Source organism: Pseudomonas sp. FSL R10-2964 (assembly GCF_009600035.1).
Taxonomy (GTDB): domain Bacteria; phylum Pseudomonadota; class Gammaproteobacteria; order Pseudomonadales; family Pseudomonadaceae; genus Aquipseudomonas; species Aquipseudomonas bubulae.
This window is the reverse complement of record NZ_WIWH01000050.1, coordinates 1-25,992: the sequence shown is the minus strand read 5'-3', so window position 1 is coordinate 25,992 and position 25,992 is coordinate 1. Positions and strand designations below refer to the sequence as shown.

The 25,992-nt window shown below is 56.9% G+C and carries 34 protein-coding genes, 4 tRNA genes and 2 pseudogenes; 15 read left to right on the top strand and 25 right to left on the bottom strand.

The window, feature by feature from the left end; translation table 11 throughout:
- Window positions 1-465: 465 nt before the first annotated feature.
- On the top strand, window positions 466-741 hold the full coding sequence (locus GHN92_RS21805) for a hypothetical protein (protein ID WP_095025051.1): 276 nt from the start codon (window positions 466-468) through the stop codon (window positions 739-741).
- A 55-nt stretch (window positions 742-796) separates the two neighbouring features.
- Here GHN92_RS21805 and GHN92_RS21800 read toward each other — a convergent pair whose 3' ends face one another.
- Together GHN92_RS21800 and GHN92_RS21795 are read right to left on the bottom strand one after the other, a co-directional pair.
- A complete protein-coding gene (locus GHN92_RS21800; RefSeq protein ID WP_019827011.1) occupies window positions 797-1,111 on the bottom strand; it encodes a DNA-binding transcriptional regulator in 315 nt (104 codons plus the stop codon).
- Complete coding sequence (locus tag GHN92_RS21795) at window positions 1,108-1,452, bottom strand: hypothetical protein (protein WP_019827010.1); 345 nt, start codon at window positions 1,450-1,452, stop codon at window positions 1,108-1,110. Before GHN92_RS21795 ends, GHN92_RS21800 begins: the two co-directional genes overlap by 4 nt.
- 188 nt (window positions 1,453-1,640) lie before the next feature.
- Between GHN92_RS21795 and GHN92_RS21790 the strand changes: the two genes are divergently transcribed.
- Window positions 1,641-1,886 carry a hypothetical protein gene (locus GHN92_RS21790; protein ID WP_095018794.1) on the top strand — a complete coding sequence of 82 codons (246 nt, stop codon included), beginning with the start codon at window positions 1,641-1,643 and terminating at the stop codon, window positions 1,884-1,886.
- Here the strand turns inward: GHN92_RS21790 and GHN92_RS21785 are convergent.
- From GHN92_RS21785 to GHN92_RS21750, 8 genes and pseudogenes are all read right to left on the bottom strand, one after another.
- Entirely contained in the window at window positions 1,864-2,079 is a 216-nt protein-coding gene (locus tag GHN92_RS21785) for a DUF1983 domain-containing protein (RefSeq protein ID WP_130871701.1), read from the bottom strand. The two genes, GHN92_RS21790 and GHN92_RS21785, sit on opposite strands and share 23 nt — an antisense overlap.
- A gap of 34 nt (window positions 2,080-2,113) precedes the next feature.
- Window positions 2,114-2,857, bottom strand: coding sequence for a C40 family peptidase (locus tag GHN92_RS21780; RefSeq protein ID WP_133144971.1), 744 nt, complete (start codon window positions 2,855-2,857; stop codon window positions 2,114-2,116).
- Window positions 2,858-3,177: 320 nt separating this feature from the next.
- The gene (locus GHN92_RS21775) at window positions 3,178-3,594 is read right to left on the bottom strand and encodes a phage tail terminator-like protein (RefSeq protein WP_095018791.1); all 417 of its coding nucleotides are present in this window, start codon (window positions 3,592-3,594) and stop codon (window positions 3,178-3,180) included.
- Window positions 3,591-4,188 (bottom strand): annotated as a pseudogene (locus tag GHN92_RS21770) (hypothetical protein). Before GHN92_RS21770 ends, GHN92_RS21775 begins: the two are co-directional and overlap by 4 nt.
- Window positions 4,185-4,553, bottom strand: coding sequence for a hypothetical protein (locus tag GHN92_RS21765; RefSeq protein WP_095018790.1), 369 nt, complete (start codon window positions 4,551-4,553; stop codon window positions 4,185-4,187). The pseudogene GHN92_RS21770 and the gene GHN92_RS21765 overlap by 4 nt, the downstream one beginning before the upstream one ends.
- Window positions 4,554-4,605: 52 nt before the next feature.
- Window positions 4,606-4,929 carry a helix-turn-helix domain-containing protein gene (locus tag GHN92_RS21760; protein WP_095018789.1) on the bottom strand — a complete coding sequence of 108 codons (324 nt, stop codon included), beginning with the start codon at window positions 4,927-4,929 and terminating at the stop codon, window positions 4,606-4,608.
- A 95-nt stretch (window positions 4,930-5,024) separates the two neighbouring features.
- Window positions 5,025-5,390, bottom strand: a pseudogene (locus GHN92_RS21755) (DnaT-like ssDNA-binding protein); the annotation flags it as partial.
- A 162-nt stretch (window positions 5,391-5,552) separates the two neighbouring features.
- Window positions 5,553-5,629 (bottom strand) — tRNA-Val (locus GHN92_RS21750).
- Window positions 5,630-5,813: 184 nt separating this feature from the next.
- On the opposite strand from GHN92_RS21750, the gene GHN92_RS21745 reads away from it, so the two are divergent.
- Window positions 5,814-7,097: an FAD-binding oxidoreductase gene (locus tag GHN92_RS21745; RefSeq protein WP_095004068.1), complete on the top strand. Its 1,284-nt coding sequence runs from the start codon at window positions 5,814-5,816 to the stop codon at window positions 7,095-7,097.
- A 117-nt stretch (window positions 7,098-7,214) separates the two neighbouring features.
- Here the strand turns inward: GHN92_RS21745 and GHN92_RS21740 are convergent, their stop codons facing one another.
- Window positions 7,215-7,892, bottom strand: coding sequence for a hypothetical protein (locus GHN92_RS21740; RefSeq protein ID WP_095021187.1), 678 nt, complete (start codon window positions 7,890-7,892; stop codon window positions 7,215-7,217).
- Between the two features lie 224 nt (window positions 7,893-8,116).
- Between GHN92_RS21740 and GHN92_RS23920 the strand changes: the two genes are divergently transcribed.
- Complete coding sequence (locus tag GHN92_RS23920; protein ID WP_165446485.1) at window positions 8,117-8,284, top strand: hypothetical protein; 168 nt, start codon at window positions 8,117-8,119, stop codon at window positions 8,282-8,284.
- A gap of 60 nt (window positions 8,285-8,344) precedes the next feature.
- On the opposite strand, the gene GHN92_RS21735 is transcribed toward GHN92_RS23920, so the two are convergent.
- Both GHN92_RS21735 and GHN92_RS21730 read right to left on the bottom strand, forming a co-directional pair.
- Window positions 8,345-9,100 (bottom strand): TerC family protein, encoded by a 756-nt coding sequence (locus tag GHN92_RS21735; protein WP_095002290.1) that lies wholly within the window; start codon window positions 9,098-9,100, stop codon window positions 8,345-8,347.
- A gap of 30 nt (window positions 9,101-9,130) precedes the next feature.
- Window positions 9,131-9,370, bottom strand: a complete 240-nt coding sequence (locus GHN92_RS21730; protein WP_095002448.1) for a hypothetical protein — start codon at window positions 9,368-9,370, stop codon at window positions 9,131-9,133.
- Window positions 9,371-9,505: 135 nt separating this feature from the next.
- Between GHN92_RS21730 and nhaR the strand changes: the two genes are divergently transcribed.
- Complete coding sequence (nhaR, locus tag GHN92_RS21725; protein ID WP_095002289.1) at window positions 9,506-10,405, top strand: transcriptional activator NhaR; 900 nt, start codon at window positions 9,506-9,508, stop codon at window positions 10,403-10,405.
- Here the strand turns inward: nhaR and GHN92_RS21720 are convergent.
- Window positions 10,392-11,555: an MFS transporter gene (locus tag GHN92_RS21720; RefSeq protein WP_153381088.1), complete on the bottom strand. Its 1,164-nt coding sequence runs from the start codon at window positions 11,553-11,555 to the stop codon at window positions 10,392-10,394. The two genes, nhaR and GHN92_RS21720, sit on opposite strands and share 14 nt — an antisense overlap.
- Window positions 11,556-11,836: 281 nt before the next feature.
- On the opposite strand from GHN92_RS21720, the gene sstT reads away from it, so the two are divergent.
- Window positions 11,837-13,069 carry a serine/threonine transporter SstT gene (gene sstT, locus GHN92_RS21715; protein WP_095018960.1) on the top strand — a complete coding sequence of 411 codons (1,233 nt, stop codon included), beginning with the start codon at window positions 11,837-11,839 and terminating at the stop codon, window positions 13,067-13,069.
- 337 nt (window positions 13,070-13,406) lie between these two features.
- Here sstT and GHN92_RS21710 read toward each other — a convergent pair whose 3' ends face one another.
- Window positions 13,407-13,916: a DUF1993 family protein gene (locus GHN92_RS21710; RefSeq protein ID WP_016780360.1), complete on the bottom strand. Its 510-nt coding sequence runs from the start codon at window positions 13,914-13,916 to the stop codon at window positions 13,407-13,409.
- A 110-nt stretch (window positions 13,917-14,026) separates the two neighbouring features.
- Here GHN92_RS21710 and GHN92_RS21705 point away from each other — a divergent pair, with 110 nt between their 5' ends.
- Together GHN92_RS21705 and GHN92_RS21700 are read left to right on the top strand one after the other, a co-directional pair.
- Entirely contained in the window at window positions 14,027-15,334 is a 1,308-nt protein-coding gene (locus tag GHN92_RS21705) for an MFS transporter (RefSeq protein WP_153381092.1), read from the top strand.
- Window positions 15,335-15,441: 107 nt separating this feature from the next.
- Window positions 15,442-16,113, top strand: a complete 672-nt coding sequence (locus GHN92_RS21700) for a YceH family protein (protein WP_095002286.1) — start codon at window positions 15,442-15,444, stop codon at window positions 16,111-16,113.
- Window positions 16,114-16,152: 39 nt separating this feature from the next.
- Here GHN92_RS21700 and GHN92_RS21695 read toward each other — a convergent pair whose 3' ends face one another.
- The gene (locus GHN92_RS21695) at window positions 16,153-16,971 is read right to left on the bottom strand and encodes a shikimate 5-dehydrogenase (protein WP_095018962.1); all 819 of its coding nucleotides are present in this window, start codon (window positions 16,969-16,971) and stop codon (window positions 16,153-16,155) included.
- A 231-nt stretch (window positions 16,972-17,202) separates the two neighbouring features.
- On the opposite strand from GHN92_RS21695, the gene GHN92_RS21690 reads away from it, so the two are divergent.
- The 3 genes from GHN92_RS21690 (at window position 17,203) to GHN92_RS21680 (ending at window position 18,193) form a co-directional block, all read left to right on the top strand.
- On the top strand, window positions 17,203-17,553 hold the full coding sequence (locus GHN92_RS21690) for a hypothetical protein (RefSeq protein WP_095002284.1): 351 nt from the start codon (window positions 17,203-17,205) through the stop codon (window positions 17,551-17,553).
- Between the two features lie 156 nt (window positions 17,554-17,709).
- Window positions 17,710-17,904 carry a hypothetical protein gene (locus GHN92_RS21685; protein WP_016780355.1) on the top strand — a complete coding sequence of 65 codons (195 nt, stop codon included), beginning with the start codon at window positions 17,710-17,712 and terminating at the stop codon, window positions 17,902-17,904.
- Window positions 17,905-17,998: 94 nt separating this feature from the next.
- Window positions 17,999-18,193, top strand: a complete 195-nt coding sequence (locus GHN92_RS21680) for a hypothetical protein (RefSeq protein WP_095002283.1) — start codon at window positions 17,999-18,001, stop codon at window positions 18,191-18,193.
- Here GHN92_RS21680 and GHN92_RS21675 read toward each other — a convergent pair.
- Together GHN92_RS21675 and GHN92_RS21670 are read right to left on the bottom strand one after the other, a co-directional pair.
- Window positions 18,141-18,452 carry an AzlD domain-containing protein gene (locus GHN92_RS21675; protein WP_095002282.1) on the bottom strand — a complete coding sequence of 104 codons (312 nt, stop codon included), beginning with the start codon at window positions 18,450-18,452 and terminating at the stop codon, window positions 18,141-18,143. The two genes, GHN92_RS21680 and GHN92_RS21675, sit on opposite strands and share 53 nt — an antisense overlap.
- On the bottom strand, window positions 18,449-19,144 hold the full coding sequence (locus tag GHN92_RS21670; RefSeq protein WP_095002446.1) for an AzlC family ABC transporter permease: 696 nt from the start codon (window positions 19,142-19,144) through the stop codon (window positions 18,449-18,451). The genes GHN92_RS21675 and GHN92_RS21670 overlap by 4 nt, the downstream gene beginning before the upstream one ends.
- Window positions 19,145-19,349: 205 nt before the next feature.
- Between GHN92_RS21670 and GHN92_RS21665 the strand changes: the two genes are divergently transcribed.
- Entirely contained in the window at window positions 19,350-19,868 is a 519-nt protein-coding gene (locus tag GHN92_RS21665) for a Dps family protein (RefSeq protein ID WP_095002281.1), read from the top strand.
- A 285-nt stretch (window positions 19,869-20,153) separates the two neighbouring features.
- Here the strand turns inward: GHN92_RS21665 and GHN92_RS21660 are convergent, their stop codons facing one another.
- On the bottom strand, window positions 20,154-21,095 hold the full coding sequence (locus GHN92_RS21660) for a class I SAM-dependent methyltransferase (RefSeq protein ID WP_095018963.1): 942 nt from the start codon (window positions 21,093-21,095) through the stop codon (window positions 20,154-20,156).
- A gap of 219 nt (window positions 21,096-21,314) precedes the next feature.
- Between GHN92_RS21660 and GHN92_RS21655 the strand changes: the two genes are divergently transcribed.
- The 3 genes from GHN92_RS21655 (at window position 21,315) to pbpG (ending at window position 23,302) form a co-directional block, all read left to right on the top strand.
- Entirely contained in the window at window positions 21,315-21,866 is a 552-nt protein-coding gene (locus tag GHN92_RS21655) for a DUF2975 domain-containing protein (RefSeq protein ID WP_095018964.1), read from the top strand.
- A gap of 9 nt (window positions 21,867-21,875) precedes the next feature.
- Window positions 21,876-22,085: a helix-turn-helix transcriptional regulator gene (locus GHN92_RS21650; RefSeq protein WP_095002278.1), complete on the top strand. Its 210-nt coding sequence runs from the start codon at window positions 21,876-21,878 to the stop codon at window positions 22,083-22,085.
- A gap of 278 nt (window positions 22,086-22,363) precedes the next feature.
- On the top strand, window positions 22,364-23,302 hold the full coding sequence (pbpG, locus tag GHN92_RS21645; protein WP_095018965.1) for a D-alanyl-D-alanine endopeptidase: 939 nt from the start codon (window positions 22,364-22,366) through the stop codon (window positions 23,300-23,302).
- A 140-nt stretch (window positions 23,303-23,442) separates the two neighbouring features.
- Here the strand turns inward: pbpG and GHN92_RS21640 are convergent, their stop codons facing one another.
- The 6 genes from GHN92_RS21640 to GHN92_RS21615 all read right to left on the bottom strand — a co-directional run bounded on the left by GHN92_RS21640 (window position 23,443) and on the right by GHN92_RS21615 (window position 25,991).
- Complete coding sequence (locus GHN92_RS21640; RefSeq protein WP_016780349.1) at window positions 23,443-23,895, bottom strand: Hsp20 family protein; 453 nt, start codon at window positions 23,893-23,895, stop codon at window positions 23,443-23,445.
- 122 nt (window positions 23,896-24,017) lie between these two features.
- Complete coding sequence (locus tag GHN92_RS21635) at window positions 24,018-24,977, bottom strand: tRNA-dihydrouridine synthase (protein WP_095018966.1); 960 nt, start codon at window positions 24,975-24,977, stop codon at window positions 24,018-24,020.
- Window positions 24,978-25,050: 73 nt separating this feature from the next.
- On the bottom strand, window positions 25,051-25,485 hold the full coding sequence (locus GHN92_RS21630) for a thioesterase family protein (protein ID WP_095002275.1): 435 nt from the start codon (window positions 25,483-25,485) through the stop codon (window positions 25,051-25,053).
- A 151-nt stretch (window positions 25,486-25,636) separates the two neighbouring features.
- Window positions 25,637-25,712: transfer RNA gene (locus GHN92_RS21625), tRNA-Glu, on the bottom strand.
- 77 nt (window positions 25,713-25,789) lie between these two features.
- Window positions 25,790-25,865 (bottom strand) — tRNA-Ala (locus GHN92_RS21620).
- A gap of 50 nt (window positions 25,866-25,915) precedes the next feature.
- Window positions 25,916-25,991 (bottom strand) — tRNA-Glu (locus tag GHN92_RS21615).
- Window position 25,992: the final 1 nt, after the last annotated feature.

Sequence of the window (25,992 nt, the reverse complement as noted above, 5' to 3'; positions counted from 1 at the left end):
CGCTGGTTGCTCATGGCACCTCCTAATGGGCCTCATTTTAAGGCTTGGAGGTGTCTACGAAACTAGGGGCGATTCATAGTAGCGTTGTGCCCTATAACCAAGTCTGAGGAAGTCCAATTGAAGGCGCTTAATAAAGCTCTACAGTTATTTCGAAACGAACGTAAGCGGCCTTGGTCGGAGCTCAATAGTTGGGCGCTTGCCCTAATTGGTGGACCAAGTTTTCTGGCCGGCAGTTACTACTTATGGGTAGCCAAAGACGTTGCTCCAGAACTCATACACGCTACAAACCAAGTAGGTATAACAGCATTGGGAGTCGCTGCGTACAGTGCCGTTGGGCTGATGCTTTTTACTGGCTGGCACTTTTTGACAATCGCCAAGCGCTGCTCCGAAGTGCTTCGCCAGCGCCATTACAGGTAGCCCAAGCCTGGGCTGCCGGGCGTTTTTTTACTGGCTAGGATGCAGATAATGCAACTTGAATTCACGAAACTGAGGCTAGCGCTTGCAGATCCAGCCGATGGTCCTTACGCACTGGTAGAAAAACGTAACCTACTAATCAATGCGCTTAAAAACTGGCCGAATGAGTGCTATCCGATTGCAGACTTGCTGCTGCCTCATGGAAAACCGGTCAGTCAAGAATCGCGCAGGGTGATTGATGGTCTGATCTCCATATTGGAGATCCAGCCAAATCGCCCCGATGAAATATTAGATCTAGTAGGCGGCTTGCGGCTCGTTTGCTGGTAAGGCACCAGATGCAACAAGCCCAGCGCGAGGGCCGGGCTTTCATATACAGGTCAGCTTAAACAGCGTTGAGGCGATCAACCATATCAGGGAAGCGCTGGACCAACTTGATCAGTAGTGCTGCCTGGGCATTCGGCTTTGACTTCGACTGCTCCCAATTTTTCAGTGTGTCCGGGCTGGTTCTGATCTGCCGGGCAAACACTGGCTGGGACATGTGCAATTTTTCACGCAGAGAAACGATCTCGGCAGCAGTCACCTCGGGGGCCGGCATCGCCTCCACTTCGTACTGGCGAAGGGTGATCTTCCCTTCGCGATGTTCGCCCATCTCGTTCACGCCTTGCATCAGCTCGGCAAACAGATCGCGCTTTTTCATTTCCCACCTCGTTGTTTCAATTCTGCACCAATGGCCGCCTTCAGCGCTTTCTCCTGATCAGCGGTCAGGTTTTCAAGCTCATCCTTGTCGTAAATTGCGAACATCCAGAACTGACCATCATCCAGCAGCCAGTAATAGATGACCCGCAACCCGCCACGCTTGCCCTTTCCTCTGCGGGCGTCTTGCCAGCGTAGCTTTCGGAATCCACCCGTGCGCGGCATTACATCGCCTGCGGCCGGGTTCGCCTGCATCTCTACCTGAAGCTGCCGGTATTCATCGTCAGTCAGGTAATCACCTACCGTGGCGGTGAAGCTTGTGGTTTCAAAGAAGACTGTTTTCATTGGCGTAAAGTGTACGCAGATTGCCTATAGATTAGCAAATGGTTGCAGCATGTACGAATCCTCAGTAACACCCCGTTGCCTGTAGTAGTAGCCTCCAGCACTTACGCAACAGAATTCCCCAGTCTTTTGCCTGCAAGCCCACGGACTGGGGTTGCGCTAATTTCGGCGCGGATTACCAAGGAGGCAAAATGGAACAAAGCGAACTGAGTCAGAAACTGATCGACGCCGTCAACGCGCATGGCTCAGACCTACAAAATCTCAATTGCGTAATTTCCGGACTTGTTCATCAATTGTCCGCTTCTCAAGGAAAAGAAGGCCTCGAGACTGCAAGGGTCTTTGCATTGCGCGTGGCGGAGGCGATGCCCAAGAACAGTCCTGTTCGTCCGAACCCCAAGAGGATCTCGGAATTTTTCAGCGATCACCCAAAGGACTAAACCCTAATTTGCTCTCAATCCGTGCAAGTCGACGCTCCAACAGGTCGGCTTTCTCTGTTGCCAGAAATTGCTCAACACTCTTGATCGAAAATCTATCAGCTGAAATCAAAAGCTGACTGGTTTCAATTCCAGTACCAATACCGGTAACCACAAGCGCTCCAGTACTCGTCATTTGAGTTTTAAGTTGGTGCATGTTGATCTCCTGCGGGTAAGCCTCGTCATTTTAGTTATTTTGCATCTGTGTGCCTGAGGATCAGCTGCGTCCGATCCAGCCAAGGGCCGCCATAAACGATCACCTCTGACGGCCTGCCATACAGGTGATGCAACAAAAACGGCACCGGCCCGAAAACCCCTGATTCTTCTCCAGGCAGCTCCGGATCATCACCGAGATAAATCCCAGCATGATTCGGGTGAACCGTTCGCCCAATCGCCATAACGATCAGGTCACCACGCCGTGGCTGGTCGCCCCGCACAAAACCTGCCTCCTCGTAATTGGCTTCGTACAAACTGGTGTTGCCAGCACTCTCCCACCAGCCGTCCTCCCGTCTAAAAGCTTCAAACTCCAGCCCCCACTCGCGCTTGTACCAATCCGCACAGACCTGCCAGCAATCCCACGCGCCGTGAACAAACGGACGCTTAAGCAGCGGCATGTTTCCGGTCGGTGTAATAGTGCGCAAGTCGCCTTCAGGCCAACTCAGGATGTGCCATGGCAACGCCGTAGCCTCGCACATCGCCAGATCATGCGGAGACGGCCGGCTGGTGGCATCCGGGTGTGAGTGAACAATGCCGATCACCTCGCCCAGGTCTTCCGCTGCTGCGTAGTCTTCTGGATCGAGACGAAACTCTTCATTCGGCTCGCTGGCAATGTTCCGGCACGGGAAGTACTGCTGCTTGCGCCCGATGGCCAGCAGCAGCCCGCAGCACTCTTTCGGGTATGGGCGTATTAGGATGAAGTCAGTGGATTGGCAAATAGAGCCATCGACCGGATGACGGCTGGTTGATAGGATCGCGCGCCTTACTTAATGCCACTCCGGGAATCAAACACATATGAATCGAGAGCAAGTTCGTAGCGCCATTTGGTTCGCGATAATCACCTCAGTGATTGCACTGCTGTCGGCCTACGCCCAAACCGATCCGAATAGTGCACAAGGTTGGTTGATCGAATCCAGGCTTCTAGCGTCCCTCTGGGTTGACTCTCTGCCCCTGGCGGCGATTCTTGTTCTGATACTGGCCGCGCCTTGGTATTTAGTGAAGTGGTTCAGAAGCCGCCGCGCCAAATCCTAAGTACTGATCAAGTCGTGTCGGCACGGTACTGAAACGACACAGGCAACGCACAGCCGGTGTCTTCTTGTTGCTCGGGACCAGGCTCGACCGGGGTCATCACCAGTACCGTGAAGTCACCCCGGGTTAATCGATCATTGAGGGCAAACAAAGCAGACAGGTCATCTGCCAACCCTTCGCCCGCACCGGAACCCATTCCGGCAGGTGTGACGATGGTGATTTGAAACAGACCGGTATAAACCCGATGCTCGCCAGCGAGGTCGTCGCTCCCCGTGTGAGCAGGTATCAAGAAAGCCCGCAGGTAGGTTTCGCCGTCAGCAGGCTTGAACACCACATTTTGATAGGCAATGCGCAGTACAGGCTTCTGCAGCTTTGCCCAAGCTGCCAGCCGGGCCTCAAACAGTGCGCGAACAATCTTATGGCTCATACCTGGTTCTTCCTGATGGCCTCTTCAACAATCTTTTGAAAGTTGCCCAGGGTGATCCGAACCATACCGCTCGGTGCCTGGGTTGAATGCCCGTACTCCAAGGGGATGGCATAAGGCAGTGAGTTGGTGATGTAAGCCGTCTCCCCTGCATTGAACTCCAGGGCACCATTGACGATACGTGCCATGGAACGGCTACCACCGGGGGTCTACCTGATCCACCGTGGAGGTGTCAGGTGATCCGACACTGAACATCCAGTTGCCGCGAAAGCGCCCGCCCACACAGCCCTGCGGCGCACGTATGCCCATGCCGTCATTGAGCTTTAAGCCGCGCTTGAGATAGCCACGTTTGTCGAAGTTTTGCGGATTTTGGCGCAGGTTTTCGTTGTGTTCCGCGACGGCCTGGTTGTACTCGCGACTGATCTTGTTAATCTTCCAGACATCAGGAGTGCCCACAGGTGACATCGTGATAACGCTGTTACCTATGTTGATGATGATGTCGCGCATCGTCATATCAATGGCATCTTTCGCTCGATCCGCGAAGGCCCGGATTTGAGCTGAGAAACTGCCGCTCTTGCCTGCGTAATGATTGCTCATGATCGCACCTGCAATTCATAGAGGATCGGTGTCCCGGCAGGGTTGATCTCTTTGAGCGGAGGAACGATTGACCAGGTGCGGCCTTGAATTGACATCTTGCTCAGCAGGTCAGGCACCCACTCAAGCCCCTGCGCAGCAATCTTGAGCTTCTTGTCGCCTTGCTTGATGAGGCTGTTGTTCTGGAATTCCTGGCCAGTGAAGTCGAGCAGGATGCCTTGGGCAGTTTGCTCAGTGATAATGTCAGGATCTGACGTTCCGGTTTCGGGATCGTACTCGCCGGGAAGGACATTACCGACAAGTATCGACTGGCCGAACTCGGTGATCATCTCCAGAGCCATCATGGCCATTTCGTCATAGAAAGTCATGGTGGCACCTGAGATAGAAAACCCCACTAGATAGCGGGGCTGGGTCAACGAATCAGCTGTAGGAAAGGTTAACCGTGCTGAATCCGCGGCTTTTTAGCTCTTCAAGTATCTGCTCAATAGACGAGTCGGAAAGTGATTCGCCGATTTCCTGCTTTTTCGCTTCTGCCTCAACTTCCTCGTCATCGACCTCAAACAGAGCTTTGTTCAACTCTTGCCAAGTGCCCATCGTAGGCTGAGATTCGCCTCGCTCGTAGCGTCCAGGCATAACATTGGATATGCCTGCAGCATCAGCCAACTCAGTCAATGTGAGCCCTGCATCCTTGCGCGCATTACGTAGAGCCGAGCGAAAATTACTGCTTTTTGGATTAGGTAACATGCATCACTCCCTTTTTGAGAGGAGCATACTAAAGCACTCAAAGTAACTTCTACTAGTAACTTTTAGTACTGGCCACTACGAATGCCATCATCTGTTTATACCTTTACAGAAAACAATCCTCGTTGCAGCAAGTAGTCCGCAAACTGCGTCGCACTGGGCCGATCAGGCGCCGCAGGCAATAACCGCTTGCTGGTGTTCGGGATCGTTGCGTACTCGCGTGTCACGGCCCCCTCGACACGCTCCAATGTCACGGCCCCTTTGCGTTTGTCGATTGGGTCAATATCGTCGGCGTGAATTTCGGCCGCCAAGGCCATCTGCCCGTACTGGATACGCGCAGGCAAATAGTTGGCGGCTTTGTTCTCGCCATCCAGATGCACTTCCCGGCGTGGCCAGGACAAAGCCTGTTCGCTGCTGGTCTTGCGCCCCTTCCAGGTCATGCCATCCATCACCAAAGCCGCGCGACCAAACACTATCAGGACGGGCACACAGAGAAAGGTATCGAGTACCTGGAGGTGGGGGCTGATTTGGCGTTTTGAGGTGGGGGTTTTGCAAATCGCAGACAACAAAAAAGGGCCCACCTTTCGGTGAGCCCTTCTAGACCGCCCAGCAGAGCGGATTTTGTTTGGTAGGCGCGATTGGACTCGAACCAACGACCCCCACCATGTCAAGGTGGTGCTCTAACCAACTGAGCTACGTGCCTGCTGTGGGGTCGCATTCTATAGATTTGCGGAGGGGTGTCAACACCTTTTTTGCAGCTAACCCTATGAATAGTCGAATTTTTTATTTTTAACCTTAAAACACTCAGCCGCCAGTGGCTGGCGGGCGGTTTTCAACTCAGGTAGCATCGGCTTCACTCGTAAAAAATATAAAACAGAGGCTGCAGAATGTCGAACACTCCCTATCCCCAGTCCTACTATGCGGCTTCAGCCAATCCAGCCCCTGAACGCCCTGCCCTGCAGGGCGAGGTGGAAACGGATGTGTGTGTTATCGGCGCCGGCTATACCGGGCTGTCGAGTGCGCTTTTTTTGCTGGAGGCCGGTTTCAAGGTCACGGTCCTGGAAGCAGCGAAGGTGGGGTTCGGTGCTTCCGGACGCAATGGCGGCCAGATCGTTAACAGTTACAGCCGCGATATCGATGTGATCGAACGCACTGTCGGCGCCAAGCAGGCTCAGTTGCTGGGGCAGATGGCCTTTGAAGGCGGCAAGATCATTCGTGAGCGTGTGGCCAAGTATCAGATCCAGTGCGATTTGAAAGACGGCGGCGTGTTTGCCGCCATCACCGCCAAGCAGATGGGCCATCTGGAAGCGCAGAAAAAACTCTGGGAGCGTTATGGCAATACGTCACTGGAGCTGCTGGATCAGCGCCGGATTCGTGAAGTGGTTGCCTGTGATCAGTATCAGGGCGGGCTGCTGGATATGAGCGGCGGGCATATTCATCCGCTTAATCTGGCGCTGGGCGAAGCCGCTGCCGTGGAGTCGTTGGGCGGCACCATTTATGAGCAGTCCCCCGCTGTTCGCATTGAACGCGGCGCCAATCCTGTGGTGCATACCCCCCAGGGCAAGGTGCGAGCCAAGTTCATTATCGTCGCAGGCAATGCCTATCTGGGCAATCTGGTACCGGAGCTGGCTTCCAAGTCCATGCCCTGCGGTACACAGGTAATCACCACCGAGCCCCTGGGTGATGAGCTGGCCAAGACTCTGTTGCCACAGGACTATTGCGTTGAGGACTGTAACTACTTGCTCGACTACTATCGCCTGTCCGGTGACAAGCGTCTGATTTTCGGGGGTGGCGTGGTGTATGGCGCACGGGACCCTGCCAATATCGAGGCGATTATCCGGCCGAAAATGCTCAAGGCTTTCCCGCAGCTCAAGGATGTGAAAATTGACTACGCGTGGACGGGCAACTTCCTGCTGACGCTGTCACGCCTGCCTCAGGTCGGTCGTATCGGTGACAACATCTATTACTCACAAGGTTGCAGCGGGCATGGCGTGACCTATACCCATCTGGCTGGCAAGGTGCTGGCTGAAGCCCTGCGCGGGCAGGCAGAGCGTTTTGATGCGTTTGCCGATCTGCCCCACTACCCTTTCCCCGGCGGACAGCTGTTGCGTACACCGCTGACTGCTTTGGGTGCCTGGTATTACAGCTTGCGGGACAAGTTCGGCTTTTAACTCTTGTGGTGGCTATGTGGGAGCGGGCTTGCTCGCGATGGCATCGCTGCGTTGTGCCAGTCACACCGCGTCGCTTGCATCGCAGGCAAGCCAGCTCCCACAGGGTGATGCCAACGCTTACTTTTGGGACTCCAGAGTCTTGATCGCTGTAGCCCCGGCCTGTTCCTGGCCCGAGCGGGACAGTTCATTGGCAATTTTCAGCCAGCGGGTCTTGTCGACGTTGGCCGGCAACTGGGTTGGCGACAGGATCAGCACGGCCCAGCCGCCAGCATCCTTCCACGCCGACTCGAATTTGCTGAAGTCCATCAACCGCCGACGCTCCATACCTGAACGCAGCAACACCGTGCCTTTGGCGCGGTTGTAACCCACCAGCATCGCGTAGCGCGGCTCGGACCACAGGGTGCCGTCGCTAAATCGCAGCATCACCGGGTAGCCGGCTGCCACTTGAGTCAGCAACGCAGACAGGGATTTGTCCAGCGGGTACACCATCAGCCCGTAACCCGCCGCAAGCTGCTCGATATTAGATTGCAATGAGGCTTCGGCACCCGGTAACTGCAGCGGTTTGACCAAAAGTCCGGGGGTGATGCGGACTCTTTGCTCACTGAGCATGCCCGCCAATATTTGCGGGGCACCCTGGTTGGCATTGCCGCGGAAAAACGGCACGCCATTGAGCTCTACCCGTTCTGGCAAGCGTCGAAACTCAGGGGGTTCGACACTGGCGCAGCCCACCATCGCTAACGCAAACACCCCCATCAGCCACAGCCGCGCCGATTTTGCCCCTGTCACTGCCCGCATATTGCCTCGCTCTTAATAAACGCCAGACCTCAAAGTCCGCCATGACCGTCAATCATAGGGCGCCAATAATGCGAGGTATAGCCTTAAGCCACAGCCCAATGGCTGATATAGAGCGAATCGATTAGCCCTACACGACCTTCGGTCAATAGACTGCAACATCGCACAGGCTAGACTGTCATCTGCTTAGCGTGTGTTTGAGCCCGTAGGGGGCAAAGGAGGCACTGATGAGCCCGATACTCACTATTTTTCTGCTGATTGCCGGTTGGCTGGCCGTTGCTGGCGCCATGCTCTGGGGCCTGATGCGTATTAGCCGCCATCATCACCCGCAGGTGCAGGCAAAACCGCAAGATATCCCTGAAAAACCGGTAGCTGGCGCAGCAAGCGCACATTGAACCCACAAAAAAGCCGTCCACCCCAAAGAGAGTGGACGGCTTTTTAACATCAACCTGCGTTTACTTGATCAGCGCAGCCTGACGCCTTTCCCGGATCTGACGCGCCACAATGTTGAGTGTTTCAACCGTGGCCGAGAACGCCATCGCTGCATACACGTAACCTTTCGGCACATGGGCACCGAACCCTTCAGCGATCAAGGTCATGCCGATCATGATCAGGAAGGCCAGGGCCAGCATCACTACGGTCGGGTTGTCGTTGATGAACTTGGCCAGAGGCTCCGAAGCCAGCAACATCACCATCACCGCCACCACCACTGCAATCACCATGATCGGCAAGTGCTCGGTCATGCCCACCGCCGTAATGATGCTGTCGATGGAAAACACCAGGTCAAGCATGAGGATCTGGCCGATGGCAGCGGCAAAGCCCAAGGTGACTTTCGACGACACGCTGTCGGCTTTTTCTTCCACTTGCGGAGTCATGCTGTGGTGGATTTCGCTGGTGGCCTTCCACACCAGAAACAGACCACCGGCAATCAGGATCATGTCCTTCCACGAGAAGGCCTTGCCCAGCACTTCAAATACCGGCGTGGTCAGTTGCACGATGTAGGCAATGGTACCCAGCAAGCCCAGACGCAGGATCAGCGCCATGCCGATACCAATACGGCGTGCCTTGGTGCGGTATTGCTCAGGCAGTTTGTTGGTCAAAATCGAGATAAAGATCAGGTTATCGATACCCAGCACGATTTCCATCACGATCAACGTGGCTAAAGCGACCCAGGCTGCGGGGCTGGCAGCCAGTTGTAAAAGATATTCCATAGGTGTGTTCGGACTCTGCAGTAAGACCAGTTAAATAGCTTTAGATGAATCTTGCTTTTCTTGCTCAGGCTTTTCTTTTTCAATCAGCCCACCGGTGGCTTCGCTGAGCGCTTGCTCCGCAGCCTTGTGAGTGTCATCAATTGCCTGTTTAGCGGATTCAGCGGTTTTGCTCAGCACCTGTTGCGCGGCTTTTTCAGCCTGGTCGCAACCCGCAATCGCCAGCAAACCTGCCGATAACAGTACGGCTACTGCTGCTTTTTTCATGTTCATGGTCATTTCCCTCTCTAAACCGGCGGCCACCAAAGTGGCTTGCGCATAACGCGGGATTCTAGAGAATCCAACACTTCAGGAAAATTCGTATTTTTAAACGCTATACTTCGGTTTTTACGAAGTGTTGCGACGCTGATGCTTAATTACCGCCAATTGCATTACTTCTGGGTCGTGGCCAAGACCGGCAGCATTGTTCGCGCTTGCGAGCAACTGAACCTCACGCCGCAGACGATCAGCGGGCAAATCAGCCTGCTCGAAGATACCTATGGCCTGCCGTTGTTTCGCCGGGTCGGACGCCAACTGGAGCTGACCGAGACCGGACGCCAGGTGCTGCCTTATGCCGAGCAGATCTTTCAGGTCGGCAGTGAACTGGAAAGCATGCTGCGCATGGCGCCCAAGGAACAACAGATCCTGTTTCGAGTGGGTGTGGCCGACGTGGTGCCCAAGTCGATTGTGTACCGCCTGATTGCTCCGACCATGGAGCTGGATAAACCGATTCGCATCACCTGTCGCGAAGACAAGCTTGACCGGCTACTCGCGGACCTCGCTATTCAGCGTCTTGATTTGGTAATTTCCGACAGCCCTATGCCTTCGCACCTGGATATCAAGGGTTTCAGTCAAAAACTGGGCGAGTGCGGCATCAGTTTTTTTGCCACTGCGACGCTGGCCCAAGACTATGCCGAAAACTTTCCGCATTGCCTGCAAGGCGCGCCGCTACTGATCCCCGGGCCCGAAACCATGCTGCGCAGCCGCTTGTTGCGCTGGCTGGCCGAGCAGCAGATCCAGCCGCGAATCGTGGGGGAATTTGATGACAGCGCGCTAATGCAGGCTTTTGGTCAGTCGGGGATCGGCGTCTTTATCGCACCCAGCGTGATTGCCCAGGAAGTGATGCGTCAGTTTGATGTCGAACTGATCGGCCACACCGAGGCGGTCACCGAATCGTTCTACGCCATTACCGTGGAGCGCAAGATCCGCCACCCCGGCATCGTTGCAATTACCGAGGGGGCACGCCGCGAGTTGTTTACCCCGCGCTAGCACACACTGGCGGCGCCTTGGCAGTCATCAACACCAGCGCCAGCAGAATCGATACCAGGATAAACCCGGCGGCGGCAAACCCCAGGTTACCCAGGCCATAGCTATCGATTACCCGGCCACCCACCATCGCACCCAGGCCGATCCCCAGATTGGCCCCGGCAATGTTCAGCGACGCGGCAAATGCCGGGGCATGGGGGGCAACTTTCATCAGCCGCACATGGCTGACCAGAAACATGGCCGCCTGGGTCACCCCCCAAATGCCCATGGCCGCCGCCAGGCCCAGGGTTGAGTGAATGCTCGGCACCAGCGCCACCAGGCCGCCGATCATAAAGGCACAAAACACCATCGAGGCGATCAGCGGATGGCGATCCACCATGCGCCCGCCCAACGAGTTGCCGATCAGGCCTACGGCGCCAAAGCCCATCAGGCACCACCCCACCAGCATGCCGTCAAAGCCTGCCAGGCGCTCAAGAATATCGGCCAGATAGGTGTAGGCCGTAAACATGCCGCTGAACACCAGAACGGACAACACGATATGGCCAATCATCAATGGGCTGCGCAGCAGGGCAAACTGCGAACTCAGGGTGACGCTTTCTTTCACTGCCCGGGTGACAGGTAAATAGATCCACAGCAACAGCGCCTTGGCCAGGGCGACCACCGCCAGAATACCGAAGGCACTGCGCCAGCCCCAAGCATCCGAGATCAGGGTGCCTACAGGAATGCCAAATACCGTCGCACAAACGATGCCGAACCCGATTTTGGCAATCGCCCGCCCGGCGTAATCCGGGCCTACGATATCCACCGCCGTTTCGCTAGCCAGAGCCCAAAACACCGGCAACCCCAATGCCGGCAGCAGCCGCGCAAAAGCCATCACCCAAATGTTCGGCGCCAGCGCCGCCACGGTGTTGGCGAAGGCGAACATCAGCAAAATCGAGATAAACAGGCGCTTGCGCTGAAAACGCGCAAAGTAGGCGGTCAAAAACGGCCCGAGGGCAGCGACCGTAAAGGCGAACAAAGTCACCAGCAAACCGGCCTGGGGCACGCTGACCTCCAAGTCGCGGGCTATTGAAGGCAGCAGGCCGACGATGACAAATTCGGTGGTGAGCACGGTAAAGCCGGCCGCAGACAGCAGCAGGATGGGCAACAGCATGAATAACTCCAGAGACAACGAGGCCAGCGAAAGCCCGAAAGGCCCGCTGATTTGAAGAAAAGTGGGGGATGAGCAATGGTAACAGAATGCTTCACCTTGAAGCGATGTAACCCGAAACAAGTTCAACCACGGATGTGGCAGATTGCCCCTGCGTAGGAAAGCACCTACACGTCTATGATAAAGTTCGTATCCCGCCGACTTGCGTCGATCAGCCTGCCCGTTTGCCGCCGATCGCCCCACAGTTTTTCAATGCGCTACCCAGAACAACTAGAGAAACCTTTATGACTGACGCTCCACCTACCCTGCTGCAAAAGCTCATGCGCACCAGCCTGGTAACCCAGATTGTGATCGGTCTGATTGCAGGTATTTTGCTGGCATGGCTTGCGCCCTCGGCAGCGCTTTCGGTGGCCTTTATCGGCAAGGTGTTCGTCAGCGCCTTGAAAGCCGTTGCGCCGATTCTCGTGTTTGTACTGGTCATGGCCTCGATTGCCAACCACAAGCACGGCCAGGAAACCCATATCCGCCCGATTCTGGTTCTGTACCTGTTCGGCACCTTTGCTGCTGCTGTCGTGGCCGTTATCGCCAGCATGCTGTTCCCGTCGAATCTGGTACTGGCCACCGAGAACATCGCCATTACCGCCCCCGGGGGTATCAGCGAGGTACTGCAAAGCCTGATGTTGAGTGTGGTCGACAACCCGGTCAGCGCGCTGATGAATGCCAACTTTATCGGCATCCTGGCGTGGGCCATCGGCATGGGCATTGCCATTCGTCATGCCGGCGACACTACCCGCACCGTACTCAATGACCTGTCCAACGGTGTCACCCTGATCGTGCGCGTAGTTATCCGCTTTGCACCGCTGGGCATTTTCGGCCTGGTGGCTGCCACCCTCGCCTCTTCGGGCTTCGGTGCCCTGCTGGGTTATCTGCACCTGCTCACAGTGTTGATTGGCTGCATGCTGTTTGTGGCGCTGGTGGTCAATCCGCTGATTGTGTTCTGGAAGTTGCGTCGCAACCCGTACCCGCTGGTATTTCTGTGCCTGCGCGAAAGCGGGATTACCGCGTTTTTCACCCGCAGTTCGGCGGCCAACATTCCGGTGAACATGGCGTTGAGCGAGCGTCTGGGCCTGCATGAAGACACCTACTCGGTGTCCATCCCGCTGGGGGCCACCATCAATATGGCGGGCGCGGCGATTACCATCACCGTGTTGAGCCTGGCTGCCGTGCATACACTGGGGATTGCGGTCGATATTCCGACTGCTATTTTGCTGAGTGTGGTTGCAGCCATTTGCGCCTGCGGCGCATCGGGTGTGGCGGGCGGTTCGCTGCTGTTGATTCCGCTGGCGTGCAGCCTGTTCGGCATCCCGAGCGAGATTGCCATGCAGGTGGTGGCCGTGGGCTTCATTATCGGCATCCTGCAGGACTCGGCGGAAACCGCGCTCAACTCCTCCACCGACGTACTCTTTACTGCGGCGGCCTGTATGGCCCAGGAAGACAAGCCCCTGCAACAGGGCTGAGGCCATGTGGGCGGGCAAGCCTGCGATGCTTACAACTCGGTCTGTCTAAATAACCGGGGCGCTACCATCGCGAGCAAGCCCGCTCCCACAGTAGGTCAGGCCAGCACCTGACGTTGAGGGTGCCAATGAACCTGTGGGAGCTGGCTTGCCTGCGATGCTTACAACCCGGTATGTCTAAATAACCGGGGCGCTGCCATCGCGAGCAAGCCCGCTCCCACAGTGGGTCTGGCCAGCACCTGGCGTTGAGGGTGTCAATGAACCTGTGGGAGCTGGCTTGCCTGCGATGCTTACAACCCGGTAGGTCTGAATGACCAAGGCGCTGACACAGTGCGCTTGATTAGAACGCACCCATGTAGTCACGCTTGCCGATCTCAACACCATTGTGGCGCAGGATCGCGTAAGCCGTGGTCACATGGAAGAAGAACTGCGGCAGGCCGTAGGTCAGCAGGTAAGCCTGGCCCGTGAAGCGTTTTTCTTTAGGCGTGCCCTGACGGGTGATGATTTCGATGCCTTCCTTGCCATCGATTTGCTCTGGCTTGATCCCGTCGACAAACGCCAGCACTTTGCTGATCAAGGCTTGCAGGTCGGCAAAGGTCACTTCGCTGTCGTCATATTTTGGCAATTCGATTTCAGCCAGACGGCCCGAAACACCCTTGGTGAAATCAACGGCGATTTGCACCTGACGCACCAGCGGGAACATGTCCGGGGCCAGGCGCGCCTGCAAAAACACGCTCGGGTCGATGTTCTTGGCCGTTGCGTGAGCTTCAGCCTTGGCCAGCACACCGCTCAGGGCGTTGAGCATTTGTTTGAACACTGGAACGGAAGCGGCGTACAGAGAGATAGTCATGGAAGTCTCGACAGTCTGTGGGCAGGAATGCAATGTGCGCCGATTATAGACACGCCAGCGCCCATCTGGTGTATGAAGATCAACCCCAAGCTCAGCCCCTGGACACCCATATGCCCTCCGCTCATCCCTCTACAGCTCCAGCAGCGGACCCGACCCAGGCGCTCTATCGCAAAATCACCCGCAAACTCATTCCCTTTCTCTGCTTCTGTTATCTGGCCGCTTATCTGGACCGGATCAATATCGGCTTCGCTAAATTGCAGATGCTAGGTGACCTGCAGTTCAGCGAAACGGCATTTGGCCTGGGGGCGGGGCTGTTTTTTGTCGGCTATATCCTGTTCGAGGTACCCAGCAATCTGCTTCTGGAGAAAGTCGGCGCCAGGGTCTGGATAGCCCGGATCATGATCAGCTGGGGCCTGCTTTCGGCCTGCACCCTGCTGGTCACCACGCCTGCCCAGTTCTATGTTGTACGCTTTCTGCTGGGGGTGGCCGAAGCCGGTTTTCTGCCCGGGGTGCTGTATTACCTGACCACCTGGTTCCCGACCCAGCGACGGGGCCGCATCATTGCCCTGTTTATGATCGGCATGCCGCTGTCCAGTGTCGTTGGCGGGCCACTGTCGGGCTGGATCATGGTCGCCTTCGACAATACGGCGGGGCTGCGCGGCTGGCAGTGGCTGTTTGTGCTTGAGGCGATCCCCAGCGTACTGCTGGGCATCCTGACCTTTTGGGTTCTGCCAGACAGCCATCACACGGCAAAATGGCTGAACGCCGACGAAAAAGCGTTACCGGAACAGCAACTGCACCAGGACAACGCCGAAGGCCAGAACAGCAAGCACAGTTTTCGCGACGGGTTCTTTAACCTCAAGATCTGGATGCTGGGGGGTATCGACTTCTCCATCCTGCTTAGCGCCTACGCAATGGCATTCTGGATGCCGACGTTTATCCGTAACGCCGGTGTGGCCGACAACTTCCATATTGGCCTGCTCACCGCCCTGCCCAGCGTTGCAGCCCTGATCGGCATGCTAATGATTGGCGCCAGCAGCGACCACCATCGAGAACGCCGCTGGCATATCATTGTGCCCTTTATGATTGGCGCGGCCGCGATGGCAGCCAGCACTTTTTTCAGCGACAACCTGCTTGTGATCGTTTTGCTGTTTGCCATTGCCTCGGCCGCCATCATTGGCGCCGTACCGGTGTTTTTCAGCTTGCCGGCCACCTTTCTCAAGGGCCGTGCTGCCGCTACCGGCTTCGCCCTCGCGTGTTCGCTGGCCAATATCGCAGGGCTGGTGAGCAATTCCCTGATGGGTATCGCCATCGACGTAACGGGCAGCAGTTCCGGCGCGTTGTGGTTCTTCGCCAGTTGCCTGCTAGTGAGCTGCCTGCTGGTGATCGCGCTGCCTGCCAAAGTGGTTAACCGCTGACACGCAAAAAGACTCTCTGCCACAGACGGGGCGACATGCCAGTCGCTCTACCGCGCAAAAAACACCACAATGGTCGCTGGCAACGGTTACTCAAATTGGAGATGAAAATGGACGTTCCCGCTGATCAGTTCTCAGAACAGGTACCAAACGATGCTGACGCAGGACCTCTGCTCAACAGTACCGAGATCCGTATTCTCGGCTCCCTAATCGAGAAACAGGCCACCAACCCGGAAACCTACCCGCTGACGCTCAATGCCCTGGTGCTGGCGTGCAACCAGAAAACCAGCCGCGAGCCGGTGCTCAACCTGACCCAGGGCCAGGTCGGGCAAAGCCTGCGCGCCCTCGAAGGGCGTGGCTTTACCCGCCTGGTGATGGGCAGCCGCGCTGATCGCTGGGAACACAAGGTCGACAAGGCGCTGGAGCTGGTGCCTGCGCAAGTGGTGTTGCTGGGCCTGCTGTTCCTGCGCGGTCCGCAAACCCTCAACGAGTTGCTGACCCGCAGTTCGCGCATGCACGACTTTGAAGACACCGAACAGGTCCAGCATCAGCTTGAACGCCTGATTGCCCGTGATCTGGCCCTGCTGGTACCGCGTCAGAGCGGCCAACGCGAAGACCGTTACATGCACGCCCTGGGCGACCCGGCCGATATCGAAACCATCATGACTGCACGCCAGCAACCTGCAGAACGCTCAAGCGCGCAGGCAGTCTCGATAGAGCGTTTCGAAGCCCTTGAGGCGCGCATTGCAGCCCTCGAAGCCCGTCTGGCAGAGCTGGAGTAAAAGCGTTTTGGGGGCGAGCTCACTCGCCCCCAATCGCCATCAGCTGCGCGCGAATGCCACGGCCGCCTGGAACTGCTCGGCGGTGGGCCGCACACCGGTGTACAGCACAAACTGCTCCAGGGCCTGAATGGCAATAACCTCAAGCCCGGTGATGACCTGCTTGCCCTGGGCACGACCGCGCACGATCAGGGGTGTTTCAACCGGGATCGCCACCACGTCGAAGATAATATCCGCACGATCAATGGCATCTGCCTCGAAAGCCAGATCATCGGCCTCGGCCCCGCCCGCCATACCCACCGGTGTAACATTGATCAGCATGTGCGGCCTGCGCTCGCCCAGCTCAGGCTGCCATTCATAACCGCAACTTGCCGCCAGCGCCGCCCCTGTTGCCTCGTTGCGCGCAACGATCAGGCCATTGCGATAACCGCCATCGCGCAGGGCCGATGCCACCGCCTTGGCCATGCCGCCACTGCCGCGCAGGGCAAAGGTCGTGTCTTTGGGTACTTTATGGCTGCCCAGCAGTTGGGCAATGGCTATGTAGTCGGTGTTATAGGCCTTGAGGTGGCCGTCGGTGTTGACGATGGTGTTGATCGAGGCAATGGCCCGGGCTGACGTGTCCAGTTCGTCCACCAGCTCGATGCAGGCCTCCTTGAACGGCATCGACACGCCGCAACCACGAATGCCCAATGCCCGGATACCAGTCACTGCGCCCGCCAGATCCTTGCTGCTGAATGCCTTGTAGTAAAAGTTCAAGCCCAGTTGTTCGTATAGATGATTATGAAAACGCAGCCCGAAATTACCCGGTCGACCCGACAACGATATGCACAGTCGGGTGTCTTTGTCCGGATTCATTTGCATGCTCATCTCCTTGCTGAATGCTTTTAGATGGACGGCACAAGCCGTACCGGGAGTTTTGTTGGATCATAGTGGAGCGCCAACGCTGAATCGTCTCAGCGCCCGCAGACCTTACACAAAATTTACCCGGGCGCTTCGCAGTTTTTAAAATAAATACGGTCTTAATGTTATCCCCGGGTTTAACTGCGGTCTGGTGCAGGCCGAATCGTCGGGGCGGGAATTCGAGGAATCGTCATGATGCGTAGCATCCCCAAAATCGCTTTGCTTATCGGCACCCTGGCTGTTGCAGGGCAGGCATCGGCCCATGGTGGCTGGGGCCCCGGGCCTGCAATTTTTGGCGCGGTGGTGGGTGCCGCGGTGGTTGGCTCGGTTATCGCTGGCCACGAACAGCGCCCGGTGTATGTGCAGCAACCGGTGTATGTGCAGCCACAGCCGGTTTACGTACAGGCCCCACCTGTTTATTACCAACCGCAACCGGTGTATGTCCAGCCGCCCCAGCCCGTTTACTATCAGGGCTACTACGGTCGACCGCAACCGGTGTACTACGGTCCGCCACGGGGTTACTACGGCCCGCCGCGCTGGTAACCGGTGCTGGCAGCCGGCAGGCTTGGACAGCTGCCGGCAGGTCCGGATAGATCATGTGAATGTCGCGGACAAGACACCGTAACGCCCCGGACTGCGGCATCATGCAGCTTGGCTGGCGCAACAATCGGCACATTCATAAAAACAAGGACGACCTTTATGCCTACACAAAACCCGCACCATATCGTCGGGCTCTGCACCTCCAGCAAGGTGTACAACACTCTGACCGAGCTCAAGCAGCTCGAAGGTCACCGCACCGCCAAACTGCTATCCCTGCTGACCCAGCACCTGGTTCGCGAAGGGCTGCTGAGTGATCAGGAAGTGATGCACATGCTCGATCAGGTGGTTGACTGACACCTCATCGACATCAATGACCACTATCACGCGCAATGATTTCTTGCGCAGCGGCACAGCCCGTAAGGTAGCGCCATTGTTGAAGGAGGTCTGTATGCCCAAGATTCATGTCATGTCGGTGATCGGCAGTGCCGTTCCCGCCCCGCTGCGTGCCGACGGCCTGCTCGCATGCTGGTATGTGGTCAGTGACGGCGTTGCCGTCAGCGGCCCGTTTACCTCGCGCGCCGCCGCCCAGCTCAAAGCCACCAGCGAAACAGATAAAACAGCGCCACACTCAACGCGACACTGAGCAGCACATTGCGGCTCCACAGCATCAGCCCGATGGCGCACAATCCGGCCAGCAGGTAGGGGTTGGCCAGGCTCAGATCCAGCTGATGGTCCTTGACGAAAATGATCGGCCCGCAAATCGCCGTCAGCATCCCCGGTACGGCAAAGCCCAAAAACTCCTTCACCCCTCGATTCAGGCGAATCGGCAAGCGTGGTTCCAGAAACAGGTAGCGGTTGAAAAACAGGATCAACGTCATCCCGCCAATAATTGCCCAGATCATGCCCAGTACCCTCCCAGCCGCTTGCAGGCATAGCCCGCGACCATACCCGCCAACCCGGCCAGCACAATCGCCGACTCCCACTGCCAGTGACTGAACACCACCACCGTGAACAAAGAGACCGCCACGCAGACCACGGTCGGGATATTGCGCACCACCGGGGTAATCAACGCGATAAAGGTGGCCGCGATCGAGAACTCCAGCCCTAGCTGATCCAGCCCCGGGATGCTCTTGCCCAGCACCACGCCCAGCAGGGTGAAAATATTCCAGCCCACATACATGCACAGCCCCACACCCAGGGCATACCAGCGATTGAAGGTGTTCTGGTCGAAGGGGCTGACCAGGGCAAAGAACTCATCGGTGAGCAAAAAGCCCAGCCCGAAGCGCCATTTGGGCTCGAGCGGCGCCACCAGAGGGCGCAAGTGCATGGCATAGAGCAAGTGTTGCGAGGTCAGCAGCAAGGTGGTGACCAGAATCGAAATCGCACTGGCACCGCCCTTGATCATGCCAATGGCAACCAGTTGCGCCGCACCGGCAAACACAAACAGTGACAGCCCCTGGCTTTGCGCGGGGGTCAGCTGGGCATCGATTGCGGTGGAACCGGCCAGCAGCCCCCAGGGGGCACACGCCAGGGTCAGCGGCAGGCAGGCAATTGCGCCGCGCATAAACGCGGTTCGAGCAAGGGCATCAGGCATCAAAAACATTCCGGCAGTAAGCAGCGGCAAAGGGTCGCAACATCAGGGTAAAAAGTCTTGAACGATCTTGCTCTGCTGCCCTCATAACTTGACGCGGACCGCGTGAAAACAGCCCGCCGCGTTTGACGAGAGAGCAAACCTGGTCTTTAGTCAGCCGCATTCAAGAGACGTTAATTCCGATCAACCGCTGCCACGAGGAACCACCATGAAAGACCTGAAATCCGCCAAGGAAAGCAGAAAGGCCGATCTGCGGACACCTACGGCACTGAGCGAAAAAGCCTGTATCGATATCGCAGCCGAAGTGAACGCGCTGCTCGCAGACACCTTCGCCATCTACATGAAGACCAAGAATTTCCACTGGCACATGTCCGGCCCGCACTTCCGTGATTTCCACCTGCTGCTCGACGAGCAGGCTGACCAGATCTACGCGACCACCGATGCCATCGCCGAGCGTGTGCGCAAGCTGGGGCGCACCACAATCCGCTCCATCGGCCACATCAAGAAGCTGCAACGCCTGCTGGACAACGACGCCGACTTCGTGACGCCGGAAGACATGCTGGCAGAACTGCGCGAAGACAATATCCAGCTGGCCGCCTATATGCGTGAGACTCACGACATGTGCTCCGAGCTGGGCGATGTGGCGACTACCAGCCTGCTGGAAAACTGGATCGACGAGGCCGAGCGCCGCGTGTGGTTCCTGTTTGAGTCGTCGCGTACCAAATAACCCCTGCGTAGCAGCTGCCGAAGGAACGAGGCTGCGTTCGATTGCGAAGCGATCGTAAAACCTGAGCATGCGGTTTATCTGTAAAAACCTGTGTTCTGACTTTACGACGGCTTCGCCGCCGGACGCAGCCTTGTTCCTGCGCCAGCTGCTACGATCACGAGCACCCGCAGAACCATGAATTTTGTTTCACAGTCTTCGAACGCAACGAGCGGTATATTCGCTGCGCTCATTGCTCATTCAATGAACCCCTTGCCCGCACCTCCCCTGCGGGCTTTTTTTCGCCTGTCAAACGCCCTGCCTGAACACCAGCGCCTTGAGGCCGCACTCGACATCGGCGTCCGGGAACTCCGGCGGGTTGTCCAGGCGCTGAACAAAACGCAGGCTCGGCGCATCACGGGTCACGCCATCGATCAAAAAGTCCGAACCCAGTGCCGGGTCATTCATGCACGCCAGTACTGTGCCATTTTCACTGAGCAACTCCGGCAGGCGGCGCACCACGCGCTGGTAGTCCTTGGTCAGCAAAAAGCTGCCTTTCTGAAATGACGGCGGATCGATGATCACCAGATCGTAAGGGCCGGTGCTTTTCACCTTGCCCCAGGACTTGAACAGCTCATGACCCAGAAACGTCACCTTGCTCATGTCATGCCCGTTCAGGCGATGGTTGTCGCGGCCACGGCTCAGGGCCGCACGGGACATGTCGAGGTTGACCACATGCTGGGCGCCGCCTTCTATGGCGGCCACTGAAAAACCGCAGGTATAGGCAAACAGGTTCAACACTCGCTTGCCCCCGGCATTGGCCCTTACCCAGTCACGACCATAACGCATGTCCAGGAACAGGCCGTTGTTCTGTTTGCGGCCCAGGTCCACGCGATAGCGCAATCCGCCTTCAGTCAGCGTCCACTCGTCAATTGCCTCGCCCACCAGCCACTCGGTGTCGCTTTGCAGCGTATAGCGATGTTGCAGCACCAGTGTGTGTGCACCGCTGGCCTGCCACGCGGCTGACTGAACAATGGCCTGCAGCAGTTGCTTGAGTGCAGCCAGTTGCAGGGCCTCGGGCTCCTTGAACAGAGAAACCAGCACCACGCCTTGCAACCAGTCCACCGTCAACTGCTCAAGCCCGGGCCAGCAACGTCCACGCCCATGGAACAAACGCCGGGTTTCAGCAGGCACAGCCTGCAGTGCAGTCAATAAGTGCTGGTGCAGGGTGGTTAACGCTTCAGGAGTCATCAGGCCGACCGGTCAATTTCAAGGGGCCGGCATTTTACACAATTGCACTGCCCTGCCTAATCGGCACAGTGGAAATACTTGTTAATACAGAGGGCAATATTATCGTTTTACAATAATTTTTTATCGCAATACGATAGTTTAACTGCGCAGGGCAATACGCTTTCCCTGGGCGGATTCCGGGCTTTTTACAACCACAAGCAGAACCAGAAGGACTGTTCGATGAAAACCGATCCCCTTGCCAATCGCAGCCGCATCCTGGCCACAACCACGCTGGCACTTGTCGCGGGTATGTTGCTGGCCAATATCGCTTACTGGATTTTCCCCAACGCCATAGGCACTTATGTGGGCGGGTTCAACCTGAGCGCCATGACCGAAACACTGCAGGCCGACATCCCGTTGATGCCCTGGTGGCAGGTTGCTGGTGCCATAACCCTGTCCAGCATCCCCCTGCTGATACTCGCCAAAGGCTTGCTGGCCCTGCGCAGCCTGTTTCTGGCCTACAGCAAGGGCGAGTATTTCTCGACCGAATCTGCCGAGTTGCTGGGTAAAGTGGGTAAAAGCGTTTCTATATGGGTGCTGGCCAGCCTCCTGTTAACCCCGGTCATGAGTGTCTGGGTCACCATTTTGCGGCCTGCGGGCGAGCGCTTGCTCACGATCAGCTTCGAGCCGTCGCATCTTGTTGCCTTGTTCCTCTCGGCTTCCCTTATGATCATCGCCCGCAGCCTGTACAAGGCGTGTTCGTTGGCGCGGGAAAATCAGCAGTTCGTTTAAGAGGCCAAAATGCCGATCGAGATCAAGCTGGACGTCATGCTGGCCATGCGCAAGGTCAAATCCAAGGACCTGGCGCACAGGGTGGGCATTACCGAGCAGAACCTGTCACTGCTCAAGCAAGGGAAAGTAAAGGGCATCAGGCTGGCAACCCTGGAAGCCATTTGCATCGCACTGGATTGTCAGCCGGGGGACTTGCTGCATTATCAACCGGAATCGTAAGCACGCACGCCTGCGAGGCCAAGCCCTCGCAGGCGGCGCACCAGGCTCTGCCTGCCTGCACTTCAAAGCCTCCAGTCCGTTCAGCCAACCAACAGCATCCTCCTGCTAGGCTCGCCGCGGCACCCAACCTTTTTACCGGTATATTCGGATTTTCTCTGACAAACCTCTGCAAAATCAGGCATTTCTGCCGCCACTGATCCATACTGACTAAATGTAACGTCATGTGTATAACAGCCGTTGCAGCCCGGTACTTCCCAACCCTTCTTGAGTCATTCTGCGTGAAAATTCATCTTTCCATTTTGAGCCTGTGTTTAGTTCTGGCAGGCACCAGTGCTTCTTCAATCGCCGCAGCGGCTGAAAGCACTTCGGCCCCACGGGATACCTCGCAACTGCACATCGCCTCAGGCAGTGCGCTGCTGATCGACCTGCAAACCAACAAAGTGATTTTTGCCAGCAACCCTGACGCCATCGTGCCAATTGCCTCCGTCACCAAATTGATGACCGCCATGGTAGTGCTGGATGCCAAGCAGTCGATGGACGAATCCATTTCGGTCAACATCAGCGACACCCCGGAGATGAAGGGCGTGTTTTCGCGGGTAAAAATCGGCAGCGAGCTGTCGCGTCACGAAATGATGCTGATCACCCTGATGTCTTCGGAAAACCGGGCAGCCGCCAGCCTTGCCCACCACTATCCGGGGGGTTATGTAGCCTTTATCGCGGCGATGAATGCCAAGGCCAAAAGCCTGGGCATGATGAGCACTCACTATGTTGAGCCGACCGGGTTGTCGATCCACAACGTATCCACTGCCCGCGACCTGAGCAAGCTGCTGGCAGCGGCGCGGCATTACCCGATGCTCAGCCAGTTGAGCACCACCAAGGAAAAGACCGTGGCGTTCCGCAAACCCAACTACAGCCTGGGTTTCAGCAACACCGATCACCTGGTCAGAAAAGACAAATGGAATATCAAGATCACCAAGACCGGCTTTACCAATCAGGCCGGTCATTGCCTGGTGCTGGTCACTGAAATGGGTGGGCGCCCGGTGTCCCTGGTCATTCTGGATGCCTTTGGCAAGTACACCCACTTCGCCGATGCCGGTCGAATTCGCAACTGGGTGGAAACCGGTAAAAGTGGCGGTGTGCCCGACGTAGCCCTGCGCTACAAAGCCGAAAAAAACCTGCAGAAAAACCAGCTGACAGCAGGTCAGGCGGGTAAGTGAAGAAGTACGGGTGAGATGAAATGCAGGCACTTGCCCCGGGGAGAGGATCGGGGACAAATGCCTGCGTACTGCTCGTTACAAACTGCGGATAGAAAGAACCCCGTCACCTGGACGGGGTTCTTGCCTGGCACATGCTCAGATCAGTTTTGCAGAGCAGGCTGCGAATCCCCATTGATCGGGATGCGTTTGGCTTTTGCCTCTTCCGGCACCACCCGCTGCAGGTCGATGCTCAGCAAACCATTGCTCAGGTTTGCGCCTTTGATCTCGATATGATCATCAAGGCGGAAGGACAATTTGAATGCCCGCTGTGCAATACCTTGATGCAAGAAGGTCACGCCTTCTTCGCTGGTGCTTTCGCGTTTGCTGCCGCTGACGCTCAGCACACCTTTCTCTACTTGCAGGTCCAGATCATCTTGCTGGAAGCCTGCAGCTGCTACCACGATGCGGTAGCTGTCCTCACCCCGTTTTTCAACGTTGTAAGGTGGGTAGCCGCCGCTTGAATCGTTGCGCAGTGCGGTTTCAAACAAATCACTAAAACGGTCAAAGCCGACAGAATTACGGAACAGTGGCGCCATTGAAAAAGCGTTGCTCATAATTTCATCCTCCTGATTTCAGCGAGATTTTGTTACGCGACCCGGTTTCGGCATCGCGTACCCCTTAGATAGGGACCGTCAAAACCATTTCAAGGCTTTTTTTGAAATTTTTTTCAGACGCTTCAAGCCACATCGACAGGCGGGTTGTTGACCATGTGCCGGACCTTCTCACAGTCTGTTTCACGACGCATGGCATTGAACAACACCACCGCTTCAGGATAGTTGCGGGTCAACATTGCCAGCCACTGCTTGAGCCGCCCCGGTGCCGAGCGCGGGGTCAGCTGGGCCTCGGCCTGGGCCCAGAAGTCGCGGATCATGGGCTGCAAATCGGCCCAGGTCATCGGCACTACCTCAACACCGGCGCGGGCAGCGGCAATTTGCGCGGCCAGATCGGGGCGCGACACCAGACCACGGCCGAGCATAATGTCTTCAGCGCCACTGATTTCGCGGCAACGACGCCAATCTTCAACCGACCAGATATCGCCATTGGCAAACACCGGCACCTTGACCGCTTCCTGCACCTGGGCAATGTATTCCCAATGCGCAGGCGGCTTGTAGCCATCCATTTTGGTCCGCGCATGCACCACGATCTGGCTGGCGCCGCCTTCGGCCAGGGCGATTGCGCACTCATTGGCGCTGTCGGGCGTGTCGAAGCCCAGGCGCATCTTGGCAGTGACCGGAATATGCGCAGGCACGGTGCGACGCACTTGCAGCAAGATGGCGTGCAGCAGTTCGGGCTCCTTGAGCAACACTGCCCCGCCACGGGACTTGTTCACGGTCTTGGCCGGACAACCAAAATTGAGGTCGATCACCCCGCTGCCCAGCTCACAGGCCAATGCCGCGTTATCGGCCAGGCACGCCGGGTCCGAGCCCAGCAACTGCACGCGCAGCGGCACGCCGGAACGCGTTTGCGCACCGTGCTGCAACTCGGGAGCGAGTTTATGGAAGTAGGCTTCGGGCAAAAGCCGTTCGGTGACCCGAATAAATTCGGTCACGCACCAATCAATACCGCCGGTGCGGGTCAGGACATCACGCAGGATGTTGTCGACCAACCCCTCCATCGGCGCCAAAGCAATTTGCATGGGTGACTCTCATGAAAAACGTGCGGCAGTTTACGCGGTTCTGCGGGCAATCGGTATGCGCAGGCGCTGACGGTCAGGCCGTCACGACAGCCGGGCCATAACCGTCAAGGAACTCGGGCGGCAGGCGCCTGGCCTTGCCCGTGGACAGTTCGATGCAGACAAAGGTGGTTTGGGCACGCAACAGGGTCACACCATCGCAGGGGCGCACCAATTGAAAGTGACGGGTCATGCGCAGGCGCTGGTCACAATCGACAATCCAGGTGGCTAGCTGCAGCTCATCGCCTTCGTAGGCGCTGGCAAGATAGTCGATTTCATGACGGGAGACCGCCATGGCGCGGTCGAGGCGACGGTACTCGGTGAGGTCCAGCCCCAGGCGCTGCGAGTGGCGCCAGGCACAACGTTCCAGCCAGACCACATAGGACGCGTTATTGGCATGACCAAACCCGTCAATGTCTTCGGCCTGCACCTGCAGGTCAATGATAAACGGCGCTGCCAAATCCCAACTCATGCCTTGTCTCCCTGTACATAAATAAGGAGCGCAGTGTAACGCAGAGGGGGCGACGGGAAACTTGAAGAGCTGGAATTAAAAAACTGCAGACAAACAAAAGGGTCATTCAATAATCGAATGACCCTTATAAATCCCGCAAAGCGGGTAATCGTGGCGTCCCCTAGGGGACTCGAACCCCTGTTACCGCCGTGAAAGGGCGGTGTCCTAGGCCACTAGACGAAGGGGACACAAACCCTTCTAACAGTGATCAGCACTGAGTGCTGATCGATCCAATGCCAGTGTGGCCCGACATTGAACTGTAAATTGGTGGAGCTAAACGGGATCGAACCGTTGACCTCTTGCATGCCATGCAAGCGCTCTCCCAGCTGAGCTATAGCCCCGATTTATCGCCTGGCGGCGGAGCATCACCGAAGTGCTGCTTCTGTAAAACTGGCGTCCCCTAGGGGACTCGAACCCCTGTTACCGCCGTGAAAGGGCGGTGTCCTAGGCCACTAGACGAAGGGGACA